Genomic DNA, 26,441 nt, shown 5'->3' with positions numbered 1-26,441 from the left:
TTTTTTATTCGCGAAAGACCTCTGCCACCGTACAACATCATGATCCACCGATCACGGAAGATTTCGCTCGTGGGGTTCTGTCCGCGAACCGTTAACGTTTGACAGCATCTACAAACCTATGTACAGTATTAGACAAAAGAATAGGAAGTCCACTAGGGGAGCCGTTAGCGGCTGAGACAAGAGCGTATCTTGGACCCTTTGAACCTGATCTAGTTCGTACTAGCGTAGGAAAGTGGAGCCTTCGTATATAAGGTCTTGGTGCGTTTTTGGCGCACTCGGGCTTGTTGACGAAGCCGCTCCAGTTTTCGGGGTGGCTTTTTAGCGTTGCCTGGAAAGTCGTGTCTTATGGACTTCCTGCTCTTCAATATGTTGGAGGTGGGGACAAAAATGAGTTTTACGCAAGAGCTCCGTCAGCAGGCGGGAGGCATTTTTCAAGCAATCTTCGATCATCCCTTTGTAAAAGGTATTGCCGAGGGGAAACTGGCGCGGGAACAGCTGATCCACTATGTGAAGCAGGATTTTGAGTATTTGAACGCCTACATGCGGATTTACGGCATCGCCATATCCAAATCGACCAGCCGCGAAGAGATCGCAACCTTTAACGAACAAATCTCATTCATCCTGCATAGCGAGGTGCATCCGCATCAGAATTTTTGCGCAGCCGCCGGGGTGACTTACGAAGAGCTTCAAGGCTATCCGCTGGCTCCGTCCGCTCATCACTATATCCGTCATATGCTTACAGTGGCGCATGAGGGCAGTCTGGGCGAGATTATGGCCGTACTGCTGCCTTGCCCGTGGACCTACCTGGAGATTGGCCGCAAGCTGCTGGATGAAGTGAAGCCGGATGAATCCCATCCGTTCTACGACTGGATTTATTTCTACGGCAACCGGGGGGAAGACGCGACAGCCAAGTTCTGCAGCCGTGTCGATGAATGGGCGGAGCGTGCGACGGCAGCCGAGCGAGAACGGATGAAGGAGCATTTTATGCTGAGCTGCCAGCTGGAGTATATGTTTTGGGATATGGCTTATAAGCAGGAGGAATGGCCGGTGCCGCTGCAGGCTGCGGTGCTGTAAGGAGACCTAACTAGCTCATAAATTCCAATATAGCGAAGAGAGGCTGATTCATATGCATACATGGGAAAATGAAGTTTCGGCGCTTTTAACAAAGGTACGGCAGACGAGCCCCCTCGTTCACAACATGACGAACGTGGTGGTTACGAATTTTACGGCTAACGGCTTGTACGCGCTGGGCGCGTCGCCGGTCATGGCTTACGCGCCGGAGGAAGTGGCGGATATGGCCGCCATCGCAGGCGCGCTCGTATTGAACATCGGCACGCTGAATCGCGAGCTTGTGGATGCGATGATCATAGCCGGACAATCGGCGAACGCACAGGGCGTGCCGGTCCTGCTGGACCCGGTCGGTGCGGGAGCAACCCGTTTTCGGACGGAGTCGGCGCTGCGGATTCTAAGCGAGGTGAAGGTATCGCTCGTGCGCGGGAATGCGGCTGAAGTCGCTCACCTTGTCGGGGAGGCCCGCGAGATCAAAGGCGTAGACGCTGGCAACAGCACGGGCAGTGATCATGCCGAGCTGGCCGTGCGGGCTGCGCGCGGATTAGGCACGATCGTGGCCATTACCGGTGAAGAGGACGTGATTACCGATGGAATCGAAGTACGTATCATTACCGGCGGGGATGCTCTGCTCACGAAGGTGACCGGCGCAGGGTGCCTGCTGACCTCGGTGCTGGGTGCCTTTGCCGCAGTGGAAGCAAACCTGCTGCTTGCCGGTACGGCGGGCCTGGCCTTCTACGGGGCCGCGGCGGCGAGAGCTGCAGAGCGAACCGCGGACCAGGGACCGGGAAGCTTCCAGATTGCTTTCCTGGATGAGCTGGCAAAGCTTCATCCGGGCTCGCTGGAGGGCTATGCCGCTGTTCGGGAAGCGGAAGCGTCCACTGCAGGTGGCGCACGATGAGCAAGTCTCACGTTCCTCGGGCACTGACGATTGCGGGGTCTGACAGCGGCGGCGGTGCCGGCATTCAAGCCGATCTGAAAACCTTCCAGGAGCTTGGCGTATACGGCATGTCAGCGATTACGGCGATCACGGTGCAGAACACATTGGGGGTTCACGGCGTATATCCGCTGCCTCCCGAAGCAGCTGCGGAGCAGATTGAAGCGGTTGGCTCGGACCTCGGAGTCGATGCATTGAAGACAGGCATGCTGTTCAATGCCGAGATCATTCGACTGGCTGCTGACCGGATCCGGGCATTCGGCTGGGAGAAGGTCGTTGTGGATCCCGTGATGATCGCCAAGGGCGGAGCGGAGCTGCTGCAAAGCGAAGCAGTGCAGGCTTTAAGAGAGGACTTGCTGCCGCTGGCGTTAATTGTCACTCCCAATATACCGGAGGCCGAAGTATTGGCGGGGATGCGTATCCGCACGAAGGAAGATCGGAAGGAAGCGGCGAGACGTATCCAGGATCTGGGGCCCAAGATCGTTGTGATCAAAGGCGGCCATGACGAGGGAATGACCGGCGGCGGTGAAGTTGCGGATCACGAAAGAGACAGGGGATCAGCTATGGCGGCGGGTACGCAGCAGGAAGAGTTGTCTCAGTCCGAAAGTACGTATCGCCAAATAAGAACCGCCAGCCATAACGGGGAGTTTTATGAGGGACGCTCCCCCATGATCAAGAACGATGACAGATTCGGTAATCCCGACAGTCCTCCAGTCATGGACCTCGTATACGATGGTATCGCCTTTACAGAATTATATGGACAAAGAATTCATACCGTTCATACGCATGGTACCGGCTGTACTTTCTCTGCCGCGATTACCGCAGGCCTGGCCAAAGGCTTGAGTGCATTCGATGCCATTCAGAACGGGCGCACATTCATCCAGGCGGCCATTGAGGACGGCTTAAACCTGGGACAGGGACACGGCCCAACGAATCATTGGGCGTATCGTCGCCGCCATCAGGAGGTGCTGCGATGACGGGCAGAGTGACACCCGAGATGATGAGGCAGCATCTACGGATGGATCTCGTACTTGGCAGCGTGAATTGCATCGTCGAGCCAAGCCGGGTCGTGCAGGATGCATTGGCCGGCGGCACGACCATGGTCCAGTTCCGCGAGAAGGGACAGGGCGCACTTGTTGGCGAGCCGATGATCCGGCTGGCTCGCCGGATCCAGGATCAGTGCCGCCAAGCGGGCGTACCCTTCATCGTCAATGATGATGTGGAGCTGGCACTGAAGCTGAACGCCGACGGCGTGCACATCGGCCAGGACGATGAATCTGCGGCTTCGGTACGTAAGCGGATCGGCAATCGGATACTGGGCGTCTCGGCCCATTCTGTTGAGGAAGCCAGGCGCGCCATTCTCCACGGCGCCGATTATCTTGGTATCGGCCCGATCTATCCGACCCGCTCGAAGGATGATGCCAAGGCTGCGCAAGGCCCAGCGATCCTTCGAGAAATGCGCGAAGCTGGCATCCACCTGCCGATTGTTGGGATTGGCGGGATTACCGTGGAGCGCGTGGAGGAAGTGATGGGGGCGGGTGCGGATGGCGTCGCCGTGATATCCGCCGTGACGGGAGCGGAGTCGGCGCGAGAGGCTGTGGAGGCTTTTATAGGAAAGATACGCTGTGCAACCGAATGAATTTTTTAAAATGTAAGAGGGTCATGATAAGGATCATGAACAAGAGTGTCGAATTTCTTCGGCACTCTATTTTTCACGTCTGATTTTAAATTACTGTATATGTTCAGCTTATCCCTCAACATGCCATTCTTTGGGTCCATTCTCGCGTTCCATACCAGATCAGATTGCCATAGCGACCCGGATATGATATACGTAGGACAATGTACCTGCTCCACGAATAGTGAGCTCTCCAAATAAGTTGAATAGGAGATCGGAATGAATAATAGGCAAAAAGAGATTTTTCGTAATTTATTAATGGAACCGAACCGGCTGTGGCTCGTTCAGGATCTGGCGGATCAGACCGAGTGCTCGGAGAAGACGATCCGAAACGATCTGAAGGTGATTGAAGAATATTTAGTTCAGCACTCCAGTGGCCATCTGGTGAAAAGGCCGGGACTTGGCGTCTATCTGGAGATCGGAGAAGCGGATCAGGCTGATTTATTCCACCGCTTGTACTCCAACGAGCGTACCACCGAGGATGAATCCGACGAGGAAAGGGTGCTGCACCTGGCCTATCGGCTCTTGATGAACGCGAAGCCCGTAACCCTGCAGAACCTGGCTTCGCCGTTTTACGTGAACAAGGCAATTATCCGTCGGGATATGGAAAAGATTGGGGACTGGCTGCGCAGCTTTGATCTGAGCTTAATGACGAAACAGCGTGTAGGTTTCATGATTGAGGGCACGGAGAAGAACAAACGGATGGCGCTGGCGCGGTTGAACCAACTGATCAACCGTCCGGAGTTGACGGGACAGATGATGCGTAATCAGTATGAACCGCATGAGATTGCAACCGTATACAATGAGTTGAAGGCGTTGCAAAAGCAGCATCAGCTCCGCTTTACCGATGAAACCTTTGAAAGCCTGATGCTGCATATTCTGCTCATGGTCAAACGGACCAAGCTGGGACAGCCGATTTCGCTCTCCGAGCAGGACATGGCCTTTTTGGAGAACAAAGCGGAATTTGAATGGGCGATAGACTTTTTGAGGCAGCTGCAAAAGCTGTTCGCTGTACCTTTTTCCAAGGAAGAAACCGCATATCTAACCCTGCACCTGCTTGGAGGGAAGTTCCGATACACGCAGGAGGACGGAGGCGCTGGGCGGAGCGATCTGGCAGACAGCCACCCTCTGCTGCCCCAATTGGTTGAGCAATTGATTCGGCGGATGTCGGAGCTGAATATGATCCCTTTCTCCAAGGACCAGGTATTATTGAACGGGTTGAAAGTGCATTTGTACACAACCATGCACCGTCTTCATTATGGTCTGGCTGTGTCCAATCCGATGCTGGCTGAGATCAAAAAGATGTATCCCTATATGTTCGATCGGGTCATCATGGCATTGGAAGAGGTAGGGGGAGCGCTCCATCTGCACTTTCCCGAAGAGGAGGCCGCATATTTGACGCTGCACTTTCAGGCCTCTGTGGAACGGCTTCACCAGAATGAAAGCCATCCTCAAAAGGTCATTATTGTGTGTCACATGGGCGTCGGGATGTCCCAATTGCTTCTCGCGAAGGTGGAACGGAGATTCCCGTCCGTGCATGTAGAGACAACGATGTCCAAAGCGGAAGTTGAGGATTATCTGGCAGCTCATGAGGTGGATCTTGTCATTACAACTGTTGATCTGCCCGAGCTAAAATCACCTTATATCCTCGTTTCCCCTCTGCTCGAGGCCAGTGACGAGCGGAAGCTGGAGCAAGCGATCCGGGGGCTCGATGAGCCGGACAGCAGGGCGACTGAGGAATCGGTCTTTTTGAAATATACGACACCTTTTCTCGTCTTTCCTCAACAGGAGGTAGAGCGTCCAGAACAGTTAATCGCCAAGTTTGCGCAAATGCTGGAGGACAAGGGGTATGTCGAGGCTGGGTACACGGAAAGTGTGCTGGTTCGTGAGAATATGTCTGCTACGACGATTGGGGGTGGCATTGCCATCCCTCATGGCAGCTCGGAGTGGATTAAACAGTCCTGTATCGTTGTTGTTACATTGAAGCAGCCGATTACCTGGGGAGCCGAGAAGGTAGAGCTTGTGTTCTTGCTCGCGGTTAAGCACGATGAGCGGGAAGAGATGAGGCAGCTGTTCAGGGAATTGTCACGGATCAGTGAGCAGCCGGCATTGGTCCGTGCGTTGTCTAAGGAGACGGACGTGATGCGATTGCTGAATACGTTAAAAGGGTAAAATTAGTAGTAGAAACCGTGATGATGAAGCAGGACGTATACGTCCTGCTTTTTACATTTTTTTTGGGGCCCCCGCAAAGTATTTGGAATAAGCATCGTAGCATAGGCCCACTTTGTGGGGATATTTTATTGCGAAATAAACCTGTTTTTCCGGAAGTTCCGGTAAAAAGTTCATCCGATAACAGCGTTTTCAGCGTGTACACTATAAATGTAAGCGGGAACATGACAGCAAAGGAGAATGACAATCATGAAAATATTAGCGATTACTTCATGTCCTAACGGAATTGCACATACGTATATGGCTGCTGAGAATCTGCAGAAGGCAGGCGCGAAGCTGGGCGTTGAGTTGAAGATCGAGACCCAAGGCTCCATTGGCGTGGAGAATCAATTCACGGAGCAGGATATCCGTGAAGCCGATGGCATTATTATCGCAGCGGATAAGACGGTGGTGAAGGACCGGTTTGTCGGTAAAAAACTGCTTGTGGTTGGTGTGCAGGATGGCATCCGTCGTCCGGAAGAGCTGATCCAACGGATGATAAAAGGGGATGTGCCCGTCTATCAGGCACAGTCCAAGTCGGCTGAAGATATGACAGGAGAGAACAAACCTAAACAAAATCCGATCTACCGTCACTTGATGAACGGTGTATCCTATATGGTGCCGTTTATCGTGATCGGTGGACTGCTCATCGCAATCGCACTGACGATGGGCGGCGTGAAAACGCCGGGTGGGCTGGTTATACCGGAAGGTTCGATCTGGAAAACGATTGAGAGTATCGGTGCGGCTGCGTTTACCTTCATGGTTCCGATCCTTGCCGGATTTATCGCAATGAGTATTGCGGACAGGCCGGGTCTTGCACCAGGTATGGTCGGTGGGTTCATTGCTGCGAACGGCAGCTTTTATGGAAGTGAAGCGGGAGCTGGATTCATCGGGGGGATTATTGCCGGTTTCCTGGCAGGTTATGTTGCACTTGCTATTAAAAGGATCAAGGTTCCTCGGTCGTTGCAGCCGATTATGCCCATTATCGTTATCCCGGTACTGGCGTCACTAGTTGTAGGGTTAATCTTCGTCTTTGTGATTGGTGCTCCGGTTGCGAATCTGTTTGAAGCGTTAACCGTCTGGCTCGCGGGAATGCAGGGCACAAGTTCGATTCTGTTGGCGCTTATTCTGGGCGCGATGATATCTTTTGACATGGGTGGTCCCGTGAATAAGGTTGCGTTCCTGTTCGGCTCGGCCATGATTGGTGAAGGGAATTATGTGATTATGGGCCAAATTGCCGTTGCCATCTGTGTTCCTCCGATTGCCATGGGATTGGCGGCCATGATGAACAAAAGGAAGTTTACACCTGCGGAACGTGAAGCTGGAAAAGCAACATTTACGATGGGATTGTTCGGTATTACCGAAGGAGCGATTCCATTCGCGGCACAAGATCCTCTACGCGTCATTCCGAGTATCATGGTCGGTTCCATGACGGGTTCAGTGATTGCCATGTTGGGCAGTGTCGGTGACAGCGTAGCCCATGGCGGTCCGATTGTAGCCGTGCTCGGTGCCGTGGATCATGTGTTGATGTTCTTCCTCGCTGTCATGGTCGGCGCAGCCGTATCGGTTATCATGGTGAGCCTGCTCAAGAAAGATGTTGCAGCTGAGACTCCGGCAGTTGTTGGAGAAGGAGCCGAAGCGATAGAAAATCCTGCCGGAGCAGGTGAAGAGTTGGCAGTTAACGCAGCTGCACCCATAGCTGCGGACTTAACCGAAGTGGCTTCAACCGTGATCAATAACGGTACAGCAACGGAAACACCTGCTATCCGAGTTGAGAAATTGACGGATATTGTAACACCGGATCTCATTAATCTGAATCTGGTCGGAACGACACAGGATGCTGTTATCGACGAAATGATCAGTGTATTGGAGCGGAATGGTGCGGTAAGAGCTGACGGAGATTTTAAACAGGCCATATTAGCTAGGGAACAAGAAAGCTCCACAGGCATCGGCATGAATATCGCGATTCCTCACGGTAAATCGGATGCTGTCCTGAAGCCAAGCGTAGTCTTTGGTATCCAGCAGGATGGTGTCGACTGGAAAAGCCTGGACGGGAGCGATGCCAAACTGATCTTCATGATTGCCGTGCCGCGTAATAGTAAACAGAATGCACATTTGAAAGTGCTGCAAATGTTGTCCCGCAAGCTGATGGATGATGATTTCAGAGAAGCGCTCTTGGCGGTGACAACGAAGGAAGAAGCCTATCAATTGCTGGATCAGGTGCATTAATTCTAGACGCTGAGTGACAGGGTTGTATATGAAGCCACTCCAATGAAGCCAGCCCCGCACAGAAATGAGCGGGGCTGGCTTCAATTTTGCGCGTGCTTGAACCGGAGTAGGCATATCGCTTTTCCATGATTTATTTGATGCCCATGTCTCTCATCTGATCTATTACTGGTGAAGTTTCGTTGTCATATTTTGCATAATGACAATGATATCCAAAATATGATAAAGTTTGTTCATTCCGTGTCCAATGGAATTTCGTCCGTTTGGAGTGGACACTAAACGAAAATAACATCTGTGGGTGATAGCAGCATGAACATGAAAAAACTCGGCTTACTGCCGAAAATCCTTATTGCCATTGCGCTCGGCATTGCGATCGGATCGTTCTCACCGGCATGGCTGGTTGCCGGATTAGCTACCTTTAGCGGGTTGTTTGGAAACTTCCTTGGTTTTGCCATACCGTTAATTATCATCGGATTCATTGCTCCCGGGATCGGGGAACTGGGAAGAGGAGCCGGTCGCCTGCTGGGCGTGACCACGGGCCTTGCCTATCTCTCCACCGTTATCGCGGGTTTGTTGGCATTCTTGGCAGCGACGCTATTGTATCCGTATATGTTGGAGGTTGGCGGTCTGGTTAATTCCTACGCCAATCCGGAAGAGGCGCTGCTGGAGCCTTTTTTTAAAGTTGACATGCCGCCTGTATTCGGGGTGATGACTGCTCTGCTGCTTGCCTTTACGCTGGGGCTGGGAGCAGCGGTAACCAAGGGACAAACTTTGCAGAAGGTCATGGTTGATTTCCGGGAGATTGTTGAGAAACTGATCGCCTCGATCATTATTCCGCTGCTGCCGTATCATATCCTCTGCGTGTTTGCCAACTTAACCTATGGCGGGCAAGTGACCACGATTCTGTCGGTCTTTGCCAAAGTATTCATTATGATCATTATCCTGCATGTACTGTTCCTGACCATACAATACCTGGTTGCGGGGCAGGTTGCGCACAAAAATCCGTTTGCCATGCTGAAGAACATGCTGCCAGCTTATTTTACGGCGATAGGTACGCAGTCTTCTGCCGCTACCATCCCGGTTACGCTGCGCCAAACCAAGCTGAACGGAGTCAGTGGGAAGGTCGCTGATTTTGTCATCCCTCTGTGTGCAACCATACATCTATCCGGCAGCACGATTACGCTGGTGAGCTGCTCGATGGCCGTCATGCTGCTGACAGGGATGCCGACTTCCATCGGCATGATGTTCCCATTCATTCTGATGCTGGGCATTACGATGGTTGCTGCTCCCGGAGTTCCCGGAGGCGCCGTTATGGCAGCACTCGGATTGCTGGAGTCCATGCTGGGCTTCGATACGACACTGACGTCGCTTATGATCGCCCTCTATATTGCGCAAGACAGCTTCGGAACGGCTTGTAATGTAACCGGAGATGGAGCTATCGCCGTGATCACGGATCGCGTGAGCAAATCTGAGCCTGCGTAAATCATGTAAGCGCGGCTTACTACTTTGCATCGCGGACGGTCAGGATCCAGCAATCTATATGAGTTCAGGCAGAAGCCTGCCCATTTCCGAAAAGATGGGCAGGCTTCTTATTGATTTTTTCTGTACAATCGTACTAAAATGTAACCATGAATACTAAAAATAAAACGAATGACCAGAAGGAAATGTCGTTTATTGAGAAGGCCCGCCGTGCGCAGATCGTGGCATGTGCGATCGAAACCATTGCCGAGGTCGGTTATGCCCAAGCTTCGATAGGTCAAATCGCCAAGCGTGCCAACGTTAGCAAAGGGGTGATTTCCTATCATTTTGCCGGGAAGGATGAGCTCCTGGAGCAGGTGGTGACGGAGTATTATATCGCCTATGAGTCCTTTGTGCAGCCCATCCTGCGTGACGAAGCATCTCCGAAAAACAGGCTCAAGAAGTATATTGAAGCGAATGTGGAGTTTATCGCGGATCATCGGAAGATGGTTTTTGCCGTTGTGGAGATCGTGACGGGCATGAGGACGAAGGAGGGGAAGCCTCGGTTTTCGGCGGATACGGATGAAGGTGTGTTTCAACCGATTGAGGCGATTCTGCATGCAGGGGCGAAGGAAGGAACCTTTCGTGAATTCACCCCCTTATCTTCCCGAGTCATGGCGCTCGCTATCCGGCATGCCATCGATGGATTCAGCCTGGAATTGATGAGAAACCCCGATCTTCACGTAAAGGCTTATGTACAGGAGCTGATTACGATCTTTGATCACGCCACGCGCAAATAAGAACGCTCCCAAGGAGGAGAGAGCATGTTGATTTATTATGAGGTGGAATGCTTTTGCTGCAAGAAGACATTTCGGCTGTACGAAGGAAGCATAGGATATAAAAATTTCAAGGAAAACCGGAAAGGGAACTATTCCTGCGAGTCATGCAATCACAGCATACGGCTGGAGGCGATTTTTAATCTGCTTCGGAAATAAGAAGGAGGAAAATCAGAAGAATATAATAGAATAGGCTCGTGAACGATTTTGATGGGAGAGTTAGGGAACACCTACAGGTTAACGTACAGTGCGCAAGACTACCGAGTGTCGGCTGAAGCGGCACTCTTTTTTGCATGCTTTTGCAGATCTATGCAGGGTTAGGGAATTTTCGACGGAGTTGTTACTCCACATAAAGAGGACCTTGGAACCTCTTCCAGTTATTTGAAATGAAGTAGAATGACTATCTAACAAATGACGAAGAGGTTGACGTATGTCCAAGATACTTGTACCTCCTGAGGTGCTGCTGGCAGTGTCGGATCAATTCGACAGGGCCTCTGATCAGCTGAAGCGAACAAAAACACGCTGAATCAACGGATTCAGATGCTGGCGTCGTGTGTTGAAGATAAGGCAAACGCCTTGGTTGAAGATCCGATCGGAACCGGTAAACAGATGGCTTACGATGTTACAATAGGGACTGCCGAGGAGGTCTTGAATACGACCATATGGGGCGCCAAAATGGCATTTGACGTTGGCGACACCCGCGAGAAATTCGGTGAAAGGATACAGGCCGAGCAAGAGCGAATGAATGAGATGGGGAAGTCGGCCTATCTGGGGCAGCAGGGAGCCATGGCCCTTTAGGCGCTTTTGCTCTTAACCTCTATTTGATTACGCATCCCTAAAAATCCTCTTTTGATGATGCAGATCTTAGCTTTACTAACATATCTGGATCAGACTCGAGGCGAGCATCATTTCGAAGAGCAAATCTAAGCGCAAAGTTTATTAATGGTGATTTAACAAAAGCCCTGCTTGATGGAGCACTTCTCTAAGGAACTGGCTTTGAAGAAGTTAGCGGAATTGATGAAGTGTCAGCCAAATTTTTGTTGGATCTGAAGAGAATCCAAGAAGGTTGGAAGGCGATGATATCAAACAATGGGTACTGGAGCTAGGGAGAAGGTAATATCTTCATCAGCGGAACAACATTTGGTTAGTACGATGCGCAAACACATTCACATTCGAATGTGTTTTTATTTTCTCTAAATATTGTTGCAGCTTTGGTTTATTTACATATTTTTGTGCATTATTTACTCTAGGAGAATATTACCTTAATATTTCCTGTTTACTATAATATAGAAACTTATATCCTTAGCGGATGATATTCTGAAATGATGATAACTAGGAGGAATAATTGTGAAGAAGCTACTAACAGGTATGATGGCAGCATCTATGATTTTCAATATAGGTGCTTTTTCAGGATCAGCTCAAGCAAAACTGGATGAACATCAATTTTCAAAAAATCCAGGTCTTACTTTTGATGTCATTAGTGACATTCAAGGGGATTACAATGACTTTAAGCATGTGCTTCACGATATGAAACAGATAAACCCAACTTCAAAAGCATTAATCGTGAATGGTGATATTACAGACCGAGGGTGGGATTTTGAATATCAAGCCGTACAACAGGTGTTAGATCATAATCCTCATCCGGAAAATGTATGGTACAGCATAGGAAATCATGAGTTTTACAAACCAAAATGGGCAACACCGAACACATTAGCGCAAAACACGTGGCCAAATCATACGCCGGAGTCCGAAATGTTCCAAAACTTTTATAACTTTACTGGCGAAGAGAAAGTCTACCATAAAAAAGAGTTAGACGGATATCCGTTCCTTTTCTTAGGAACCGAAAAATATATGCACTACCATGATAAATCCTTGTGGGATGAGGTTTACCTTAGTGATGAGCAGCTTGATTGGTTAAAGCAGAATCTTGAAGAATATTCAAAGAACGATCCAAATAAACCCATCTTTCTGTTTAGTCATCATATTCTGAAGGATAGTATTTCAGGCTCCAATCAATCCCCTTATACAGGTGATTACTTAGACCAAGAAAAATTAGAAGCCATCTTAAAGGATTATCCGCAAGTCATTCTCTTTACAAGCCACAGTCACTGGGATCTGAATCTTCCGGATTGGGCAGGTAAAAAGGTAGTCGACGGTGGAGATAAGCGTGGTTTTACCGTTGTGAATACAGCTGGGATTCAAGCGGGCTGGGCATCGGCAGGGCCTAATGGTGGTGAAGTGTCGACGGGCAATGATTTTAAACAGGGCCTTCAGGTTGAAGTGAACGGAAATGATGTAGTAATAAAAGCGTTTGATTATAAAACAGATAAAGTCATTAAAGAGCTGGGTGTGCACAATGGTACTGTTGCTCAATTACCACCTCATGTTGAAGCTGATGATAAGAAAAATGAGCTCATTGGTGCTACTCAATACATGGAATATTCTGTAAACGGAAATGGTAATGGTAATGGAAATGGAAATGGGAATAGTCGCTGGATTGACTATGATCCGAAGAATCCTCCAAAATTTGAAGGAAACCAAAATGTATTCGTTCGCCATAAAGGTGAAATGAACCTGGAAGATGGATTATCTAAAAAGGTGACTTTCAAAAAATAATGTCTGAATAGAACAGAGCGTTGATTCAATTAACGCTCTGTTTTTTTGCGTACACAAATTACGTTTTAGTTCAGGACCTCAAGCCTGGACAATGTTTTGGAAAATCTGATTCCATGCATAGTAGAGTTTGTTTTGATCAATCTTTTTTCAAAACAAGTTCATTTATCAATTCGGTAAACAAATAAAAAAACTCCCGTCTAATCAGGAGTTAGTTATATCGTTTTGAAATGCTGACCCAATAGATCTTATAGGAAGATAGATCTCGTTTGTAATGTTCATTTTTTATTTTCGATACAACTCTTTAAGGATGTTTAATCCTCTTAACTGGTTTTCTTCATCTTGCTGTAGTAGCAGCGAGTTAATTTCAAATATGACCTCATTATCTTTTTTACCTAATGACATAAAGTCAAAGAAGTCGAGATTAAGCGCTGTTGTAATTTTTTCGAGGGTTTGCACGGTGAAATTGCCTTCCCCTCTTTCCAGCCTGCCAATATAACTAAAAGAGGAACCAATTTTCTCGGCAAGCTCCTCTTGGGTTAGATCCTGACTTTTTCTAATTTCTCGAATGATAATGCCCAATCTCTCTGCAATCGATTTATCCATATATGATCGACTCCTCTTATAAGAAGTGTAGACAAAAGGTAGTTAATAATGGAGTCACTAAAAGATTCATTATACATAAAATATTGTCCTTATAAGGTTTTTGTGATAAATTGTAAATATATTCAAATATAGTAGGATAGGATTAAAGGTACTTCCTAAACAAAGTGGTTTTGTCCGGGAAGCTAGCTTTATGCTTTAATTGACAGGCGTTAAATTAATCTATACTATTACTATTATTATATTGATGTACTAAATTATGGATGTTCCGAATGCGGATATTCTTATTGGAGGTTGTTGAATTGATACATACAACCACGATACGATCAGAATTGGATTTTCACCTGAAAAAGACGGGATTAACTATAAATCAATTTGCGGAACTATCAAAAATTAACTCAGGGACGTTAAGCACTATTATTAAAGGGATACGCCCCATTGCTATGCAGCAATTAGATCGAATGGTATCGGCCATGGGACTTCCCGAAGGCAGCTTTTACGAGCTGTATGCGGATGAATGTTTTGCTTATCCGCTGAATTGGAGAAGACTAAAGCCGTTTTTGTACCGCTGTGCCGAACTGGATAAGCTGAAATTAATTCAGAAGGTTGTTCGATACATGACGGATAACCTAGCTTATGTGCCACTTCTTTTTGACACAGCAGAGGATTTGTTTAATCAAGGCAAGTATTCAGCAGCCGCAATGATATACGAATCAGTAGCCGAAAGTGAGAAATATCAACATTCTGAACGGTTAGCTCTGTGCCATTATCGACTGTTTACAATCTCATTAGGTCATGATCAGGAAAAGAATCTTAGGGCAGCCACCAAATTTGAGGAATTCGTCGAGCGTTTAGATGAAGTGGATCAACTTGATGCGTTGAAGGATTTGGCTAATATTTATAGTTCTCTTCGATATTGGGATAAGGTTGAGGAAATTGCAGAAAAGATGGGACGAAAGGCAACTATCCAATATTCTTATAAATATGAACAGACCAAAAGTCATTGTCTCCAGAAGGAACCGAAACATCCGCTGTTTCTATATATTATATACTCGTATTTATTACGTTCGGGTGTTTGTGATGAACGAGGAGATTATGAGCAGGCATTACGATATGTATTGCTATATTCAGAACTGAGTTGGGTCAAGGAGGATTCTGAAGAAGCTCATCGAATTAAAGAGCAATATAAAATGTGGGCTGTGGCAAATACATATCTATACCAACTGTTGTCAGGTAAGGTCGAGGTTCTGCCGGATTATGTGGCTTATATTGAATCCAAAGAAGACGAGATTCTTCCTGCTTTGACTAAAATTCTCCAGGCGGCTAATCAGTATCATTTTAACGTAGATTATATTTTGCAGAAATTTCAAAGCAAGATTTCTTCGTATACTGCGATAAAGGGACAGTCGCAAACGTACCACCATCAAGTGGGAGAAGATCGGTATACGCATTTTTTGATCGAACTTTCATCCTATTATCTGAACAGACAAAGGTACGAGGATGGTTTGACTTATTTATTAGATGGTTTGGCAGTAGCCATTGATATTCATAAAGATGACGCCATTCTGAAATGTGTTCAATCTTTTGAGCAGTTCAGACATGTTGCATCTGTGGAAATACAAAATAGATATAATATTCTAATCAGTGAGGTGAAAATAAAATGAAAAGAAAAATAGTGTTATTTTTGATTGCATTCTGTATGGTTATTTCTATTAATGTTCCTGTGCATGCTGATGATGATTCCACGCTGGCTGAACCACCGCTCGTTCAGCAATTTACACATGGTATTGGGGGATCTTAGATCTCTTATTTCAAAGGCTTATTCCAACTCGAAGTATGAGTAGGAATAGGCTTTTTTACATGCCCAGCAATATATTATGGATGGATATGCGCCTATAAAACCTACCTAACAACAAGCCCATAAGGTATAATCTGTGTATATATTGTAAGCGCTTTATAATTGAGTCAGGACTGTATCAGTGCTCAATACGCTGCCCTGAATAGTTCCGTGTTGCTGTGTCTTCATAATTCGGGCCAAGGGGGATAAGGATGCTTCAAATAAGAAATTGGATCGATTCCGTGGGAAGCATGAAAAAGCGTAAGTTTTTTCTGAAGTTAATTGTCACGACGGTGCTCATTACCGTGCTTCCGAGTTTGGTCTCCAATATTTTTGCATATTACAGGGTATCCGGCATTGTAGAAGAAGAGACGGGTAACAACAAGCTGCAATATTTGAACCAGACGATCAACACCCTTGAGATTTTGCTGAACCGGATTAAGGAAAATTCGAATTTGCTTGCACTCAACCGCTCTTTCATTAGCTTCGAGAATTTCCCGAACGGGGCTTACTACGAAGGGCTTCAAGGGGAGATTCCGGAGGAAGACCTACCAGCGCTCTATGCTTATCTGGAAGCCAAGAAGAATACCTTCCTCACGATGAACTCATTCAAACTCTCCGATCAATTCGTGGATTCCGTATACTTTTATGACAGCAGCAAGAACCTAGTGATCACTTCGGATAAAGACCGCTCCAATCGTCAGTTTCGGAGGGAGGATTTTTATGATAAAGACTGGTATGACGCCGTGCAGACCATGCAGGTGAATCCTGTCTTCCTGGACACTCGGACCGCGAAGCAATATCCTGACGGGGATAAGGATCTCCTGTCCGTGATCTATAAATCCAAAAAAGCCAATAACGCCATCATCGTCAACCTCGATGCGGCCATGATTTATGAGGATATTATCAGCAAATTAAATGCGAGTGACGACATGTACGTAGTGTCCTCATCTGGAAATCTCGTATTCCGCAGCCAATCTTCAATGACGGGCGGTGTTCAGCAAATTGGATTACCCGAGGCTCTGCAAAGTGCCAAGTCAGGATCGTATTCCATCGAGCTCAATGGCAGCAAGAAGCTGGTTAGCTACTCTTCTTCCGCGCTATTGGGTTGGACCTTCGTCAACATATCCGATATGGGGGTGTACACGCAGGGCACGATTGACATCAAACAGACGATTACGTATTCTGCCGGCGCTTTAATGCTGTTCTCGCTGCTGCTCTCCTACTTCTCTTCCAGGAGCTTGTATAAGCCGATCTCCCGTTTGAATGCACTTGCGAAGGGGAGGAGCGATGGGAAAATCCAGCTGGTCAGCGAGCAATCTAACGGGCCGGATGATGAACTCAGCGTCATTGGCAGCTTTGTCAGGTCCACCATTGATGAGCGCAATTATTATAAGGAAAGGCTGGAGGAAAGCCTGCCCTTTCAATTGGAACGTTTCAAGCTGTCGCTGCTGCAGCGGCATACGATGAGTCTTGAGGAAATTGAATCAAAGAAGGATTATCTTGGACTCCCTATCAGCCTTCATGAGCTGTCTGTGTTCTTGCTGTCCATTGATGAAGAGATGGCTTCTAACGGCGAGGATATGCTGGCGCAGGACCTGTGCAAGATCAAGATCATGGATGCCTTGCAGGACAGCGTGGTACTGGGGCTGGGTACTGCATTTTTCGTCGTCAATGTGGAGAAGGACAAAATCGCAGTTGTTTTTAACCTTTCCGGAAAAGGGCGTCAGCAATTGTTCCATCTGGCACAGCAGCTGCTCGATGAGGTGAATGCACGGCTGGGCGTGCAGTTCTCACTTGGCGTCGGAAGTATCTGCAGTGGGATCGAGGAGCTCCCCCTTGCTTATGAAGAAGCGGCAGAGGCGTTAAAATACCGTATTCTCTATGGAAAAGGTTACGTGATATCCATGGACGATATCCGTGCCGATAATGGGCAAACCTTTCATTATCCGAACCAGCTTGAGGAAAAGCTCAACAGTTATATCCGGACTGCCTGCTTGCAGGAAGCTCTTTTCATATTCGACGCCTTTGTGGCCGAGATCGAGGCCTGTAAACACAAGCTTCATTACAACCAGATCCAGCCGATCTTCATTCAATTGTTCACGTCCATCCGGTATTCATTCAGCTCGTTTGGAACAGGCATCGAAACTCTGTTCGAGAAGGGAACAGATCCATACCGAGAGCTGCTCGATCTGGGCTCGATGGATCATATCGTCGCATGGTTTCAATCGCTTATAACGCGCGGGGTTGAATGCATACGTCAAGAGATTCACGCTAGGGGGAACCAGCACATTGCCAAAGTCATTGAAATGTTGGAGAACGATTATGATAAAGATATCTCGTTACAGTGGGTTGCCGAGCACCTGAATTTGAACCCGGCTTATATCAGCAGACTATTCAAGCAAAGCACCGGTCAGCCCTTCATTGATTACCTGAAGCAGGTACGGGTTGATAATAGCAAGCGTCTGCTCGCGGAAGGCAGGCTTAAGATCAATGAGATCGGAAAGCAGGTCGGATTCGGCAGTGCCCACTATTTTATTAAGGTGTTTAAGGAAATAACCGGGATCACTCCCGGCGAATACAAAAAAATATACTCATAGTATCGATCCCGGCCTTTTACTCCCAGAGAAGGAGTACCGGGATTTTTGTCTTTCGTAACAAATATTTGATAAGTAGAAATCGTGTTATAAAAGTACAGCATTTCACATTTTAAGCGCTTACATGTCGTGATAAGGTGTCTCCTGAAGCAGGTCCCGGCCATGTTGGAAACGCGGACCCAACCCAATTTAAGGAGGGAATAAGAATGAAGAAGCTGTTTCATACAACGCTGAGCGCCATGCTGGTGCTTTCGCTTGCGGCATGTGCAGGTGGAGGATCGGGAGGGAGCGGAGGCGATGGAGCCTCTGCCGGATCCAAGGAGGTTAGCGGAGATTCAAACAAGGGTTCCGGGGAGATGGCTAAAATTTATATTTATCAGAATACCGGGGCCTTGAATCAGAAACCGGAAGGCAGTATTCCGGATGCACTAGAGGAAATGAAGCAGATGTATATGGATGAGCTTGGCATTGAACCGATTGCGATCGTACCGCCAAAAGGCTCCGAGGGCGAAAAGTTGAATTTACTGCTTGGATCCAAGGATGAGGTGGACGTATTTCAGGGGGATTGGGATCAATATGCCTCGAAGGGTGCTATCATTCCGCTAAACGATTTGCTGGAGCAGCACGGCCAGGACATTCTGAAGGCATGGCCTCAGGAAGCTTGGGATTATATGACCGATAAAGACGGGAAGATCTGGGGCATTCCCCGGGGGCTGCCGTCCGTTCATTACCCGGTCTGGATTCGTACCGATTGGCTGAAGAAGCTGGATTTGGAAATGCCAAAGACCATTGATGAGCTCGAAGCGGTATTAAAGGCATTCCAGGAGGGCGATCCGGACGGTAATGGCAAGGCGGATACAATCCCGATGATGACCGATCTGGGCGGTATGAATAATGCGCTGATGGGCGCCTACGTTGAGGGCGGCAACAGTAATTGGCTTGATCCGGCCGACAACAAAATCAAACCGGTTGAGCTTGCGCCCGGCTATCAGGATTATTTGGCCAAGATGGCGGATTGGTACCAGAAAGGCTACATCTATAAGGAAGCTTTTGCAAAATTCGACCCGCTGGAGCTGCTAAAAACCAACCGGGTTGGAACCTCCTCTATGTGGTATTCCAGGATTACGCTGCTGTTCCCGCAGATCAAGCCGAATCTCCCGGAGGGAGCCGATTATGCGATTGCTAAGGATCTAACCGGTCCTGCCGGTAAGCTGATGACAGCGTCGCGCGGAAACACGACGGGCATGCTGGTTACCAAAAAAGCCAAAAATCCGGAAGCTGTCATCAAGTTCATCAACCATCAATACAAGGATTTACCGACCAATACGCTGAATGCAGCCTTCGGGAAGAACTGGAAGTATCTCGATGACAACAAGTTCGAGATCGAGCTGCTTAGCCCGGATCTCCGGTATGCCGGTGAATATATGCTTTCTCTGGGCTTAGCGACGGAGAACAAATACGCATTCCGTGATCCCGTGAAGAAGATGCATGCCGATTACCTGAATCATGAGATTACCAATGTGAGTGCAGCCAAAATGCCACTGGATGCAACCGTCGTATATGACAAGGAACGGCTGAAGCAGAATGTCCCGATGCTTGAAGATCTGGACCGTTTGCGGAGCGAGGAGCTCGTTAAGTTCGTGACCGGCGTAAGACCCCTGAGTGAATTCGATCAATATATTGAGCAGCTGAACAAAGCCGGACTGCAGATGTGGATCGATGAGTACACGAAGCAATTTTTTGAGCTGAAAAAATAAGACGGGAGGGCTGCGTGTGTGATGGAGCTTAACACTGCAACTGTTGCCCCGCCGGCCTTGAAGAAACGAAGCCGCTGGGCTGCAGTTAAAAAGCATCGATTTTACTATTACCTGATTCTGCCCGGGATCCTTTATTTCCTTATATTTGATTACGTGCCGATGTTCGGCGTTATCATTTCGTTCAAAGACATTTCGCCGTTTGAAGGGGTACGGGGGATTTTAACGGGGGAATGGGTGGGTTTCGATCATTTTGTCCGTTTCTTTGATTCCTATTACTTCTGGAACGTGCTTCGCAATACGTTTCTGATCAGCTTTTATAACCTGTTGTTCGGGTTTCCGTCCGCGATCATTCTAGCGCTCTTGATGAATGAATTGAAGAACGGGCTGTTCAAACGGATCGTTCAAACGGTTTCGTATTTACCGCATTTCATCTCGACGGTCGTGGTGGCAGGTCTCATCATGATGATGCTGTCCACGGATAACGGGCTGCTTAATGCGATTATCGTGTTTTTTGGCGGAGAGCCGATTCTGTTCCTCGGAGAACCCAAATACTTCCGATCCATCCTCGTTATATCCCATGTGTGGCAGACCGTCGGGTGGGGGACGATTTTATATCTGGCAGCTATGGCAGGCATTGACCCGGGGCTGTATGAGGCAGCCAAAATCGACGGTGCCAACCGGTTCCGTCAGGCATGGCATATTACATTGCCAGGCATTTCGCATGTGATTGTCATTATGCTCATTCTGTCGATCGGAGGCTTACTTAATGCGGGCTTCGAGAAGGTGCTGCTGCTGTATTCGCCTGCCGTGTACGGGGTGGCCGACATTATCGATACGTATGTGTATAGAGAAGGCCTGACATCGCTTAACTATTCATTCGCCACAGCGGTCGGTGTTTTTAAAAATCTGCTGGCGATGGTGCTCATCCTAGGCGCGAATTATATTGCGAAGCGAATGAACCAAACGGGAATCTGGTAAGGGGGGATATGGTGAGCGGAATAAAGCCTACAACAAGTGAACGAGTTTTTGATGTTGCCAACATTGTTTTTCTGATCTTCTTGTCCCTCATGTTTGTTATTCCGTTCCTTGCGGTGCTGTCAACGTCGTTTATCAGCGCTGAGGAGTCCATGCGTCGCGGAGCGTTCGTGCTTATACCGGAACGGCTGGATTTCGCAGCCTACGATGTGCTGCTTAACCGGGGGAAAATCATTTTAAATGCTTATCAGGTTACGATTTTCAGAGTCGTGGTCGGCACCATTCTCAATCTGTTATTTACATCCATGCTGGCTTATGGATTGGCCCGGCGGAGCTTGCCCGGACGAAACGGCCTTGTGCTGTTCATATTTCTGACGATGATATTTCAAGGCGGTTTGATCCCTAACTATATGTTGATGGATACGCTGGGGCTTAAAGATACGCTATGGGTGCTTATCCTTCCCAGCCTGATCAGCGCGTGGAATTTATTTATTCTCCGGAATTTCTTCATGGGACTCCCGGAGGAGCTGGAGGAATCCGCCGTCATTGACGGGGCTACCCCTCTGCTGATTCTGTTCAAGATTGTCATTCCGCTGTCCATGCCGGCGATGGCCACGATCGGTTTATTCTATGCGGTACATCATTGGAATGATTGGTTCGGGGCGTCGATCTACATTAATGATGTCAACAAGATGCCGGTTCAGGTCATCATGCGCAACATTTTGCTGACCGGAATTACACAGAATGAGGCCCAACTGGAATACGTGCGCAATCCGCCCCCGGCGGCCACGCTGAAATCCGCGGTCATTATGATCAGTACGCTGCCAATATTGTTTGTATATCCGTTCCTGCAAAAATACTTCGTTAAGGGAGTTATGGTTGGCTCTATTAAAGGATAGGAGGGTTTATAAACTTGATTCCATTTCGTAAGTTACTCATTGGCTGGATGATGCTTATATTAATTGCTGCCCACATTCCCTATGGACCTGTTGGCGTAAGTGAGGCTGCCGAGGCCCAAGCTGTGGCCGATGGGGAACCACAATTTCGCAATATCGATTTGTTTCTGGCTGGTACGGAGGGGTATCATACGTTCCGCATTCCGACCATATTGACGACCATGGATGGAACCCTGCTGGCGTTTGCCGAAGGACGTAAAAACAGCGCTTCCGATACGGGTGATATCGACCTTGTGCTGAAGCGGAGCTTGGACGGCGGCACAACCTGGGAGCCGCTCCAAACGGTGTGCGACATGAGTGCGGATACCTGCGGGAATCCGACGGCGGTGCAGGATGAGAGCAATGGCCGCATATGGTTATTTATGAACCATAATTATGGCGACGACACGATTGAAGAGATCAACAATGGAACGAGCCGAGGCGTGCGTACGATCTGGAGCTCATACAGTGACGATGACGGAGTCACCTGGTCGGAACCGGTGAACCGTTTCGAGGAGGTGCAGCCATCCAATATAAGGTGGGATGCAACGGGACCTGCAATCGGGATTCAGCTCCGGCATGGGCCGAACCAAGGGAGGCTGGTGATTCCGGCGATCGGACGAAACATTCAAAGTGATGACCATGGCTTAACCTGGTATCAGAGCGGCTATATCCAAGCGGACACAAACGAGGCGACCGTTGTGGAGCTGACGGACGGCACGCTGATGCGGAACGACCGTTTGTCCGCTAACAAAGAGCTGAAGCGGAGGGCGATATCGACAAGCAGCGACCAAGGGGCAACCTGGTCACCGGTTTTTTATACGCCCGAGCTGATTGATCCTGTTGTGCAGGCGAGCATTGTCCGCTACATGCCTGCCGATAATGAGCTGGGCAGCAAGCTGCTGCTTTTCGCCAATCCGGCCAATGAGAACGTTAGAGAAAATATGACGGTCCGGCTCAGTTATGATGACGGAGCCACCTGGCCGGAAGCAAAGACCGTATACAGCGGGCATTCCGCCTATTCTTCGCTCACCGTGCTACCGGATGGAACGATTGGCCTGTTGTTTGAAGGCGGGGGTTACACACCATATGACAAAATCATGTTTGCGAAATTCAATTTGGCTTGGTTCGATGCGGAGGAAGCGCATCTGGACGATCTGATGTTCTCGGAAGGCTCGCTGTCTCCCGTGTTTCGGGGTGACATCGGACATTATCGTCTGACGATGTATGAAGGAACAGAAGAGGTGACGGTGAAGCCGGTTACATCAAATGAAGGAATTGAAATTGAAATAGCGGGCGAGCCGGCGGCTTCAGGAGTGCCAAGAGCGGTTCGGCTTGACGGACTTGAAGATCTTTTCATTACGGCCAGGTTGGGGAGTCAGACACGCACCTATTCGATTGAATTGGATAGGTCCAGACCTCGTCCGGAGCTGCTGCTTCATTGGGATTTTGAGCAGACGGATGATTCGAGCGTGACGGATGTGACAGGCAAAGGTCATACCGGTTTGCTGAAGAACGGTGCGGCGGTAAGACCAGGGGCGGTTCGTCCCGATGGGCAGGGCCATATTCTTCATCTGGATGCCTTACAGCGTTCTCACGTCGAGATCACCCAAGCTCAGGATCTCCATTTTGGGACTGGCGATTTTAGCTTTGCGGCTTGGGTCAACCCGGAGACGCTGTCTCGGCAGCGACACCTGCTGATGTGGTACGGTACGGCGGGTCGGGGTGTGCCGCAGTGGTGGATGTCGGTCGAACAGAACGGTGCGGTTCGAATGAATTTGAACGGACTGCCGCTGAACAGGGAGATTGGCATTGCAACCCCTTCGGGTCTAGTTAAAACCGGGGAATGGACACATGTTGTGGGGATCCGGGAAGGCGGTAATCTGCTCGTATATGTGAACGGTGAGCTGGCGGCGACGTCGGCGAGGTTCGACGGTTCCGCCATGAATGTGTCGAACGAAGACGCTCCGCCATTCGTCGGTTTCGATAAAGGCACAGTGGCGAATCGCGATTGGAACGGTAGTCTGGACGATGTGCGGATTTATCGTCACGCGCTGGATCCGTCCGACGTCCGGAAGCTGTATCAGCTGCCATCCGATGCGATAGCACCGATAACGAAAGCTATAGTCACTCCGGATGAGCCGGGTGGAGTGAATGGATGGTACACCTCCGATGTGACGGTGGAGCTAACGGCATCAGATGAGGAATCTGAGGTAACGGGTACGGAATATCGACTGGACGGCGGGGAATGGAAGGCATATGAAGGAGCGGTCCCTGTTTCTGCAGAAGGGATTACCACGATGGAGTATCGGAGCCGGGACGGGGCAGGCAATGTGGAGGAGGGGCGTACCCTTACGCTGTCCATCGACAAGACGGTACCGGATATCACGATTTCTCCGAACCGTAACGTTATCTGGCCACCCAATCGCAAATGGGTGCCGGTGGAGATGGAAATCCACACCAAGGATGAATCATCCGGAATCGCTTCGATTGCACTGGTATCTGTTACCGGCAGCGGTGTACAGGATCCAAGTTCAATCGTCCGTGGTGCGGAGGTTGGAACTGGCGACACATCTTTTGAGCTGATGGCCGCGAGCAACCCGGGCGGACAGAAGCGGGAGTACAGCATCACTTATGAAGCAAGAGATCATGCCGGACATACAACGACAAAGACGGTAATCATCGAAGTAGCGAGAATTGTCAATGAGGAGGATGAACATGATGGCGATTGAAAGGTTTGCAATCAGCAGAGACACGGAATGGTATGAGGCATGGCCGGACGTAACGCTAACGGCCGCGGGCAAGCTGGTATGCGTATTTTCCCAATGCACTCACCACGGAGACCGGTCGGCTACACGCCTGATGTTGACGGAAAGTACGGACAAAGGGAGAACCTGGAGTGACAAACAACCGTTCACGTCATTGACGAACGGACTTCCGTACTGGAATTGTGCACGCATATCGAGGCTTCGGGACGACCGGCTGGTTATCGTGGCGGATCTGATATCGGCGAAAAAGGAGAACGGGGGCCGCAATTATATATGGATCGGAGACGCGGAGGGGAATAACTGGTCGGAGCCTATGGAAACGCCCGTTACCGGTATCGTTCCGGATAAACTGTGTGAGCTTGCAACCGGACGCTGGCTGCTGTCGGCCCATGAGCGAAACCCGGATTCGGGGGTAAGCGAGCAGCGGCTCTGGTATTCCGATAATCAGGGTGCGGACTGGGTGGGACCTGTCACTGTGGCTTCTCATCCGGATCTGAAGCTGTGTGAAGGAAGTATACTTCCCCTCCCGGATGGAACGTTGGTTGCGTTTCTCCGGGAGAACTCAGGGCAGGGATTGGATTGTTATAAATCAATATCCCATGATCAGGGCCAGACTTGGAACGGACCGTATCGTGTTCCTCTCCCCGGTTGTCATCGTCCCGTTGCAGGGATGCTTCAGAGCGGGAACATTATGATTGCGTACCGTTTCATGCAAGGCGGTAAGGGCTGGCTTGGCACCTGGACACAGAACTTCTTCGCAGCTCTTACGGATCAGGAATCAGCAAAGGCGATAGAGCGGCGGGAGCAGTGGACGAGAATCATGCCGATTGATTACGACCGTAGTCCAGTTGCAGACCTTGGTTATTCGGGCTGGGTACAGTTCGAAGACGGGGAGATTTATGTCGTTCAATATATTGCGGATGATGCGCCTAGAGCGCAAATCCGCGGGTACAGCTTTTATGAGGATGATTTTTTATTGAAATCATTGTAAACATGAGGGGGACGTTTTGTGAACCAGATATCTGGAGAACACAGCAAATTTAAAGGCATATTGACGGCACTGTTGACCCCGATGCATGAAGACGGATCGATTGATTTCGAATCGTTGTCTCGTTTGGTTGAACATCAAATCTCGCTGGGAATTAAAGGCTTCTACGTTGGCGGAAGCACAGGGGAAGGATTTATTCTGACGACGGAAGAACGACAGCAAGTTCTTGAGTCGGTCGTAAAGACGACAAAGGGTCGAGTGACCGTTATCGCGCATATCGGCTGCATAAGTACCATGGAGTCGGTTAAGCTAGCCCGGCATGCCGAAGCCTTAAGCGTGGATGCCGTATCGGCCGTTGTCCCGTTCTATTATAAAGTCACGATGCAGGAGATCCGGGAGCATTATGAAACGATCATGACCGCCGTACCGCTGCCCATGCTCGTCTATCATTATCCGGGAGCTACCAGCGTGAGTCTAACCATGGACTTTTACAGCCACATGAGCCGTAACTCTCAATGTGTGGGCGTGAAATTCACCTCGCTGAATCTGTTTGAGATGCAGCAGATCCGAGCGTTATGCGGGGAGCGATTCATGATCTATAACGGGCATGACGAGGTATATTTAAGCGGGGCTTATGCCGGAGCCGACGGCGCGATCGGAAGCACTTTCAATATGATGCCTGAACCTTTTGTTCAGATGCACGCTCAGATTAGCGCTATGGAGAGACCGGATATGGAGCTTCTCCAGTCTTTGCAGTCGAAAGCGAATGAGGTCGTATCGCATATGGTAAGGTTTGACRTCATCGCGTATGAGAAGTATGTCTTATTCCTCCAGGGAGTACTATCCTCACCAAAGGTACGCCAGCCTTTGAAACAATTTACGGAGGATGAGCGGCGGCAAATTGACGACTATTATCGGAATAGCGAGCTGCTGCATCATCATCGAATCAAGGTTTAAGGG

21 protein-coding genes, 1 pseudogene and 1 riboswitch are annotated in these 26,441 nt (G+C 49.0%); of the genes and pseudogenes, 21 read left to right on the top strand and 1 reads right to left on the bottom strand.

What is annotated here, in order from left to right; all coding sequences use genetic code 11:
• Positions 1–144: 144 nt before the first annotated feature.
• Positions 145–248, top strand: a riboswitch (TPP riboswitch).
• A 139-nt stretch (positions 249–387) separates the two neighbouring features.
• The 12 genes and pseudogenes from tenA to ACPV3A_RS08045 all read left to right on the top strand — a co-directional run bounded on the left by tenA (position 388) and on the right by ACPV3A_RS08045 (position 13,024).
• On the top strand, positions 388–1,074 hold the full coding sequence (gene tenA, locus ACPV3A_RS08100; RefSeq protein WP_220686393.1) for a thiaminase II: 687 nt from the start codon (positions 388–390) through the stop codon (positions 1,072–1,074).
• Positions 1,075–1,126: 52 nt separating this feature from the next.
• Entirely contained in the window at positions 1,127–1,969 is an 843-nt protein-coding gene (thiM, locus tag ACPV3A_RS08095) for a hydroxyethylthiazole kinase (protein WP_426198795.1), read from the top strand.
• A complete protein-coding gene (thiD, locus tag ACPV3A_RS08090; protein WP_426198793.1) occupies positions 1,966–2,982 on the top strand; it encodes a bifunctional hydroxymethylpyrimidine kinase/phosphomethylpyrimidine kinase in 1,017 nt (338 codons plus the stop codon). The genes thiM and thiD overlap by 4 nt, the downstream gene beginning before the upstream one ends.
• A complete protein-coding gene (gene thiE / locus ACPV3A_RS08085; protein ID WP_426199080.1) occupies positions 2,979–3,644 on the top strand; it encodes a thiamine phosphate synthase in 666 nt (221 codons plus the stop codon). The genes thiD and thiE overlap by 4 nt, the downstream gene beginning before the upstream one ends.
• A gap of 255 nt (positions 3,645–3,899) precedes the next feature.
• Complete coding sequence (locus ACPV3A_RS08080) at positions 3,900–5,852, top strand: BglG family transcription antiterminator (RefSeq protein ID WP_426198791.1); 1,953 nt, start codon at positions 3,900–3,902, stop codon at positions 5,850–5,852.
• A gap of 246 nt (positions 5,853–6,098) precedes the next feature.
• Positions 6,099–8,117, top strand: a complete 2,019-nt coding sequence (locus ACPV3A_RS08075) for a fructose-specific PTS transporter subunit EIIC (protein WP_426198789.1) — start codon at positions 6,099–6,101, stop codon at positions 8,115–8,117.
• A 312-nt stretch (positions 8,118–8,429) separates the two neighbouring features.
• Entirely contained in the window at positions 8,430–9,596 is a 1,167-nt protein-coding gene (locus ACPV3A_RS08070; protein ID WP_326117486.1) for a dicarboxylate/amino acid:cation symporter, read from the top strand.
• A 146-nt stretch (positions 9,597–9,742) separates the two neighbouring features.
• A complete protein-coding gene (locus tag ACPV3A_RS08065; protein ID WP_326115842.1) occupies positions 9,743–10,372 on the top strand; it encodes a TetR/AcrR family transcriptional regulator in 630 nt (209 codons plus the stop codon).
• Positions 10,373–10,396: 24 nt separating this feature from the next.
• Positions 10,397–10,567 (top strand): hypothetical protein, encoded by a 171-nt coding sequence (locus ACPV3A_RS08060; RefSeq protein ID WP_165789753.1) that lies wholly within the window; start codon positions 10,397–10,399, stop codon positions 10,565–10,567.
• Positions 10,568–10,984: 417 nt separating this feature from the next.
• Entirely contained in the window at positions 10,985–11,206 is a 222-nt protein-coding gene (locus tag ACPV3A_RS08055) for a hypothetical protein (RefSeq protein ID WP_426198786.1), read from the top strand.
• Positions 11,207–11,262: 56 nt separating this feature from the next.
• A pseudogene (locus ACPV3A_RS08050) lies at positions 11,263–11,394 on the top strand (pentapeptide repeat-containing protein); the annotation flags it as partial.
• A 361-nt stretch (positions 11,395–11,755) separates the two neighbouring features.
• Positions 11,756–13,024, top strand: coding sequence for a DUF4073 domain-containing protein (locus ACPV3A_RS08045; protein ID WP_426198784.1), 1,269 nt, complete (start codon positions 11,756–11,758; stop codon positions 13,022–13,024).
• Positions 13,025–13,306: 282 nt separating this feature from the next.
• Here ACPV3A_RS08045 and ACPV3A_RS08040 read toward each other — a convergent pair whose 3' ends face one another.
• Positions 13,307–13,627 carry a helix-turn-helix domain-containing protein gene (locus ACPV3A_RS08040; protein ID WP_100540493.1) on the bottom strand — a complete coding sequence of 107 codons (321 nt, stop codon included), beginning with the start codon at positions 13,625–13,627 and terminating at the stop codon, positions 13,307–13,309.
• Positions 13,628–13,926: 299 nt separating this feature from the next.
• Between ACPV3A_RS08040 and ACPV3A_RS08035 the strand changes: the two genes are divergently transcribed.
• The 9 genes from ACPV3A_RS08035 (at position 13,927) to ACPV3A_RS07995 (ending at position 26,438) form a co-directional block, all read left to right on the top strand.
• The gene (locus tag ACPV3A_RS08035) at positions 13,927–15,288 is read left to right on the top strand and encodes a helix-turn-helix domain-containing protein (protein ID WP_426198781.1); all 1,362 of its coding nucleotides are present in this window, start codon (positions 13,927–13,929) and stop codon (positions 15,286–15,288) included.
• Entirely contained in the window at positions 15,285–15,425 is a 141-nt protein-coding gene (locus ACPV3A_RS08030; protein WP_165789764.1) for a hypothetical protein, read from the top strand. Before ACPV3A_RS08035 ends, ACPV3A_RS08030 begins: the two co-directional genes overlap by 4 nt.
• 248 nt (positions 15,426–15,673) lie before the next feature.
• Entirely contained in the window at positions 15,674–18,061 is a 2,388-nt protein-coding gene (locus ACPV3A_RS08025) for a helix-turn-helix domain-containing protein (protein WP_326117305.1), read from the top strand.
• 203 nt (positions 18,062–18,264) lie between these two features.
• The gene (locus ACPV3A_RS08020) at positions 18,265–19,815 is read left to right on the top strand and encodes an extracellular solute-binding protein (protein WP_326115835.1); all 1,551 of its coding nucleotides are present in this window, start codon (positions 18,265–18,267) and stop codon (positions 19,813–19,815) included.
• A 21-nt stretch (positions 19,816–19,836) separates the two neighbouring features.
• Positions 19,837–20,793: an ABC transporter permease gene (locus tag ACPV3A_RS08015; RefSeq protein WP_100540496.1), complete on the top strand. Its 957-nt coding sequence runs from the start codon at positions 19,837–19,839 to the stop codon at positions 20,791–20,793.
• A gap of 11 nt (positions 20,794–20,804) precedes the next feature.
• Complete coding sequence (locus ACPV3A_RS08010) at positions 20,805–21,689, top strand: carbohydrate ABC transporter permease (RefSeq protein WP_100540497.1); 885 nt, start codon at positions 20,805–20,807, stop codon at positions 21,687–21,689.
• 14 nt (positions 21,690–21,703) lie between these two features.
• Positions 21,704–24,457 carry a sialidase family protein gene (locus ACPV3A_RS08005; RefSeq protein WP_100540498.1) on the top strand — a complete coding sequence of 918 codons (2,754 nt, stop codon included), beginning with the start codon at positions 21,704–21,706 and terminating at the stop codon, positions 24,455–24,457.
• On the top strand, positions 24,444–25,484 hold the full coding sequence (locus ACPV3A_RS08000) for a sialidase family protein (RefSeq protein WP_426198777.1): 1,041 nt from the start codon (positions 24,444–24,446) through the stop codon (positions 25,482–25,484). The genes ACPV3A_RS08005 and ACPV3A_RS08000 overlap by 14 nt, the downstream gene beginning before the upstream one ends.
• An 18-nt stretch (positions 25,485–25,502) precedes the next feature.
• Positions 25,503–26,438 (top strand): dihydrodipicolinate synthase family protein, encoded by a 936-nt coding sequence (locus tag ACPV3A_RS07995; RefSeq protein WP_426198775.1) that lies wholly within the window; start codon positions 25,503–25,505, stop codon positions 26,436–26,438.
• The last annotated feature ends 3 nt before the right edge of the window (positions 26,439–26,441 follow it).

It is taken from the genome of Paenibacillus sp. Dod16 (assembly GCF_049893405.1).
Taxonomy (GTDB): Bacteria; Bacillota; Bacilli; order Paenibacillales; family Paenibacillaceae; genus Paenibacillus_AQ.
The sequence above is the reverse complement of the archived record's forward strand: the minus strand, read 5'-3'. Positions and strand labels throughout refer to the sequence as shown.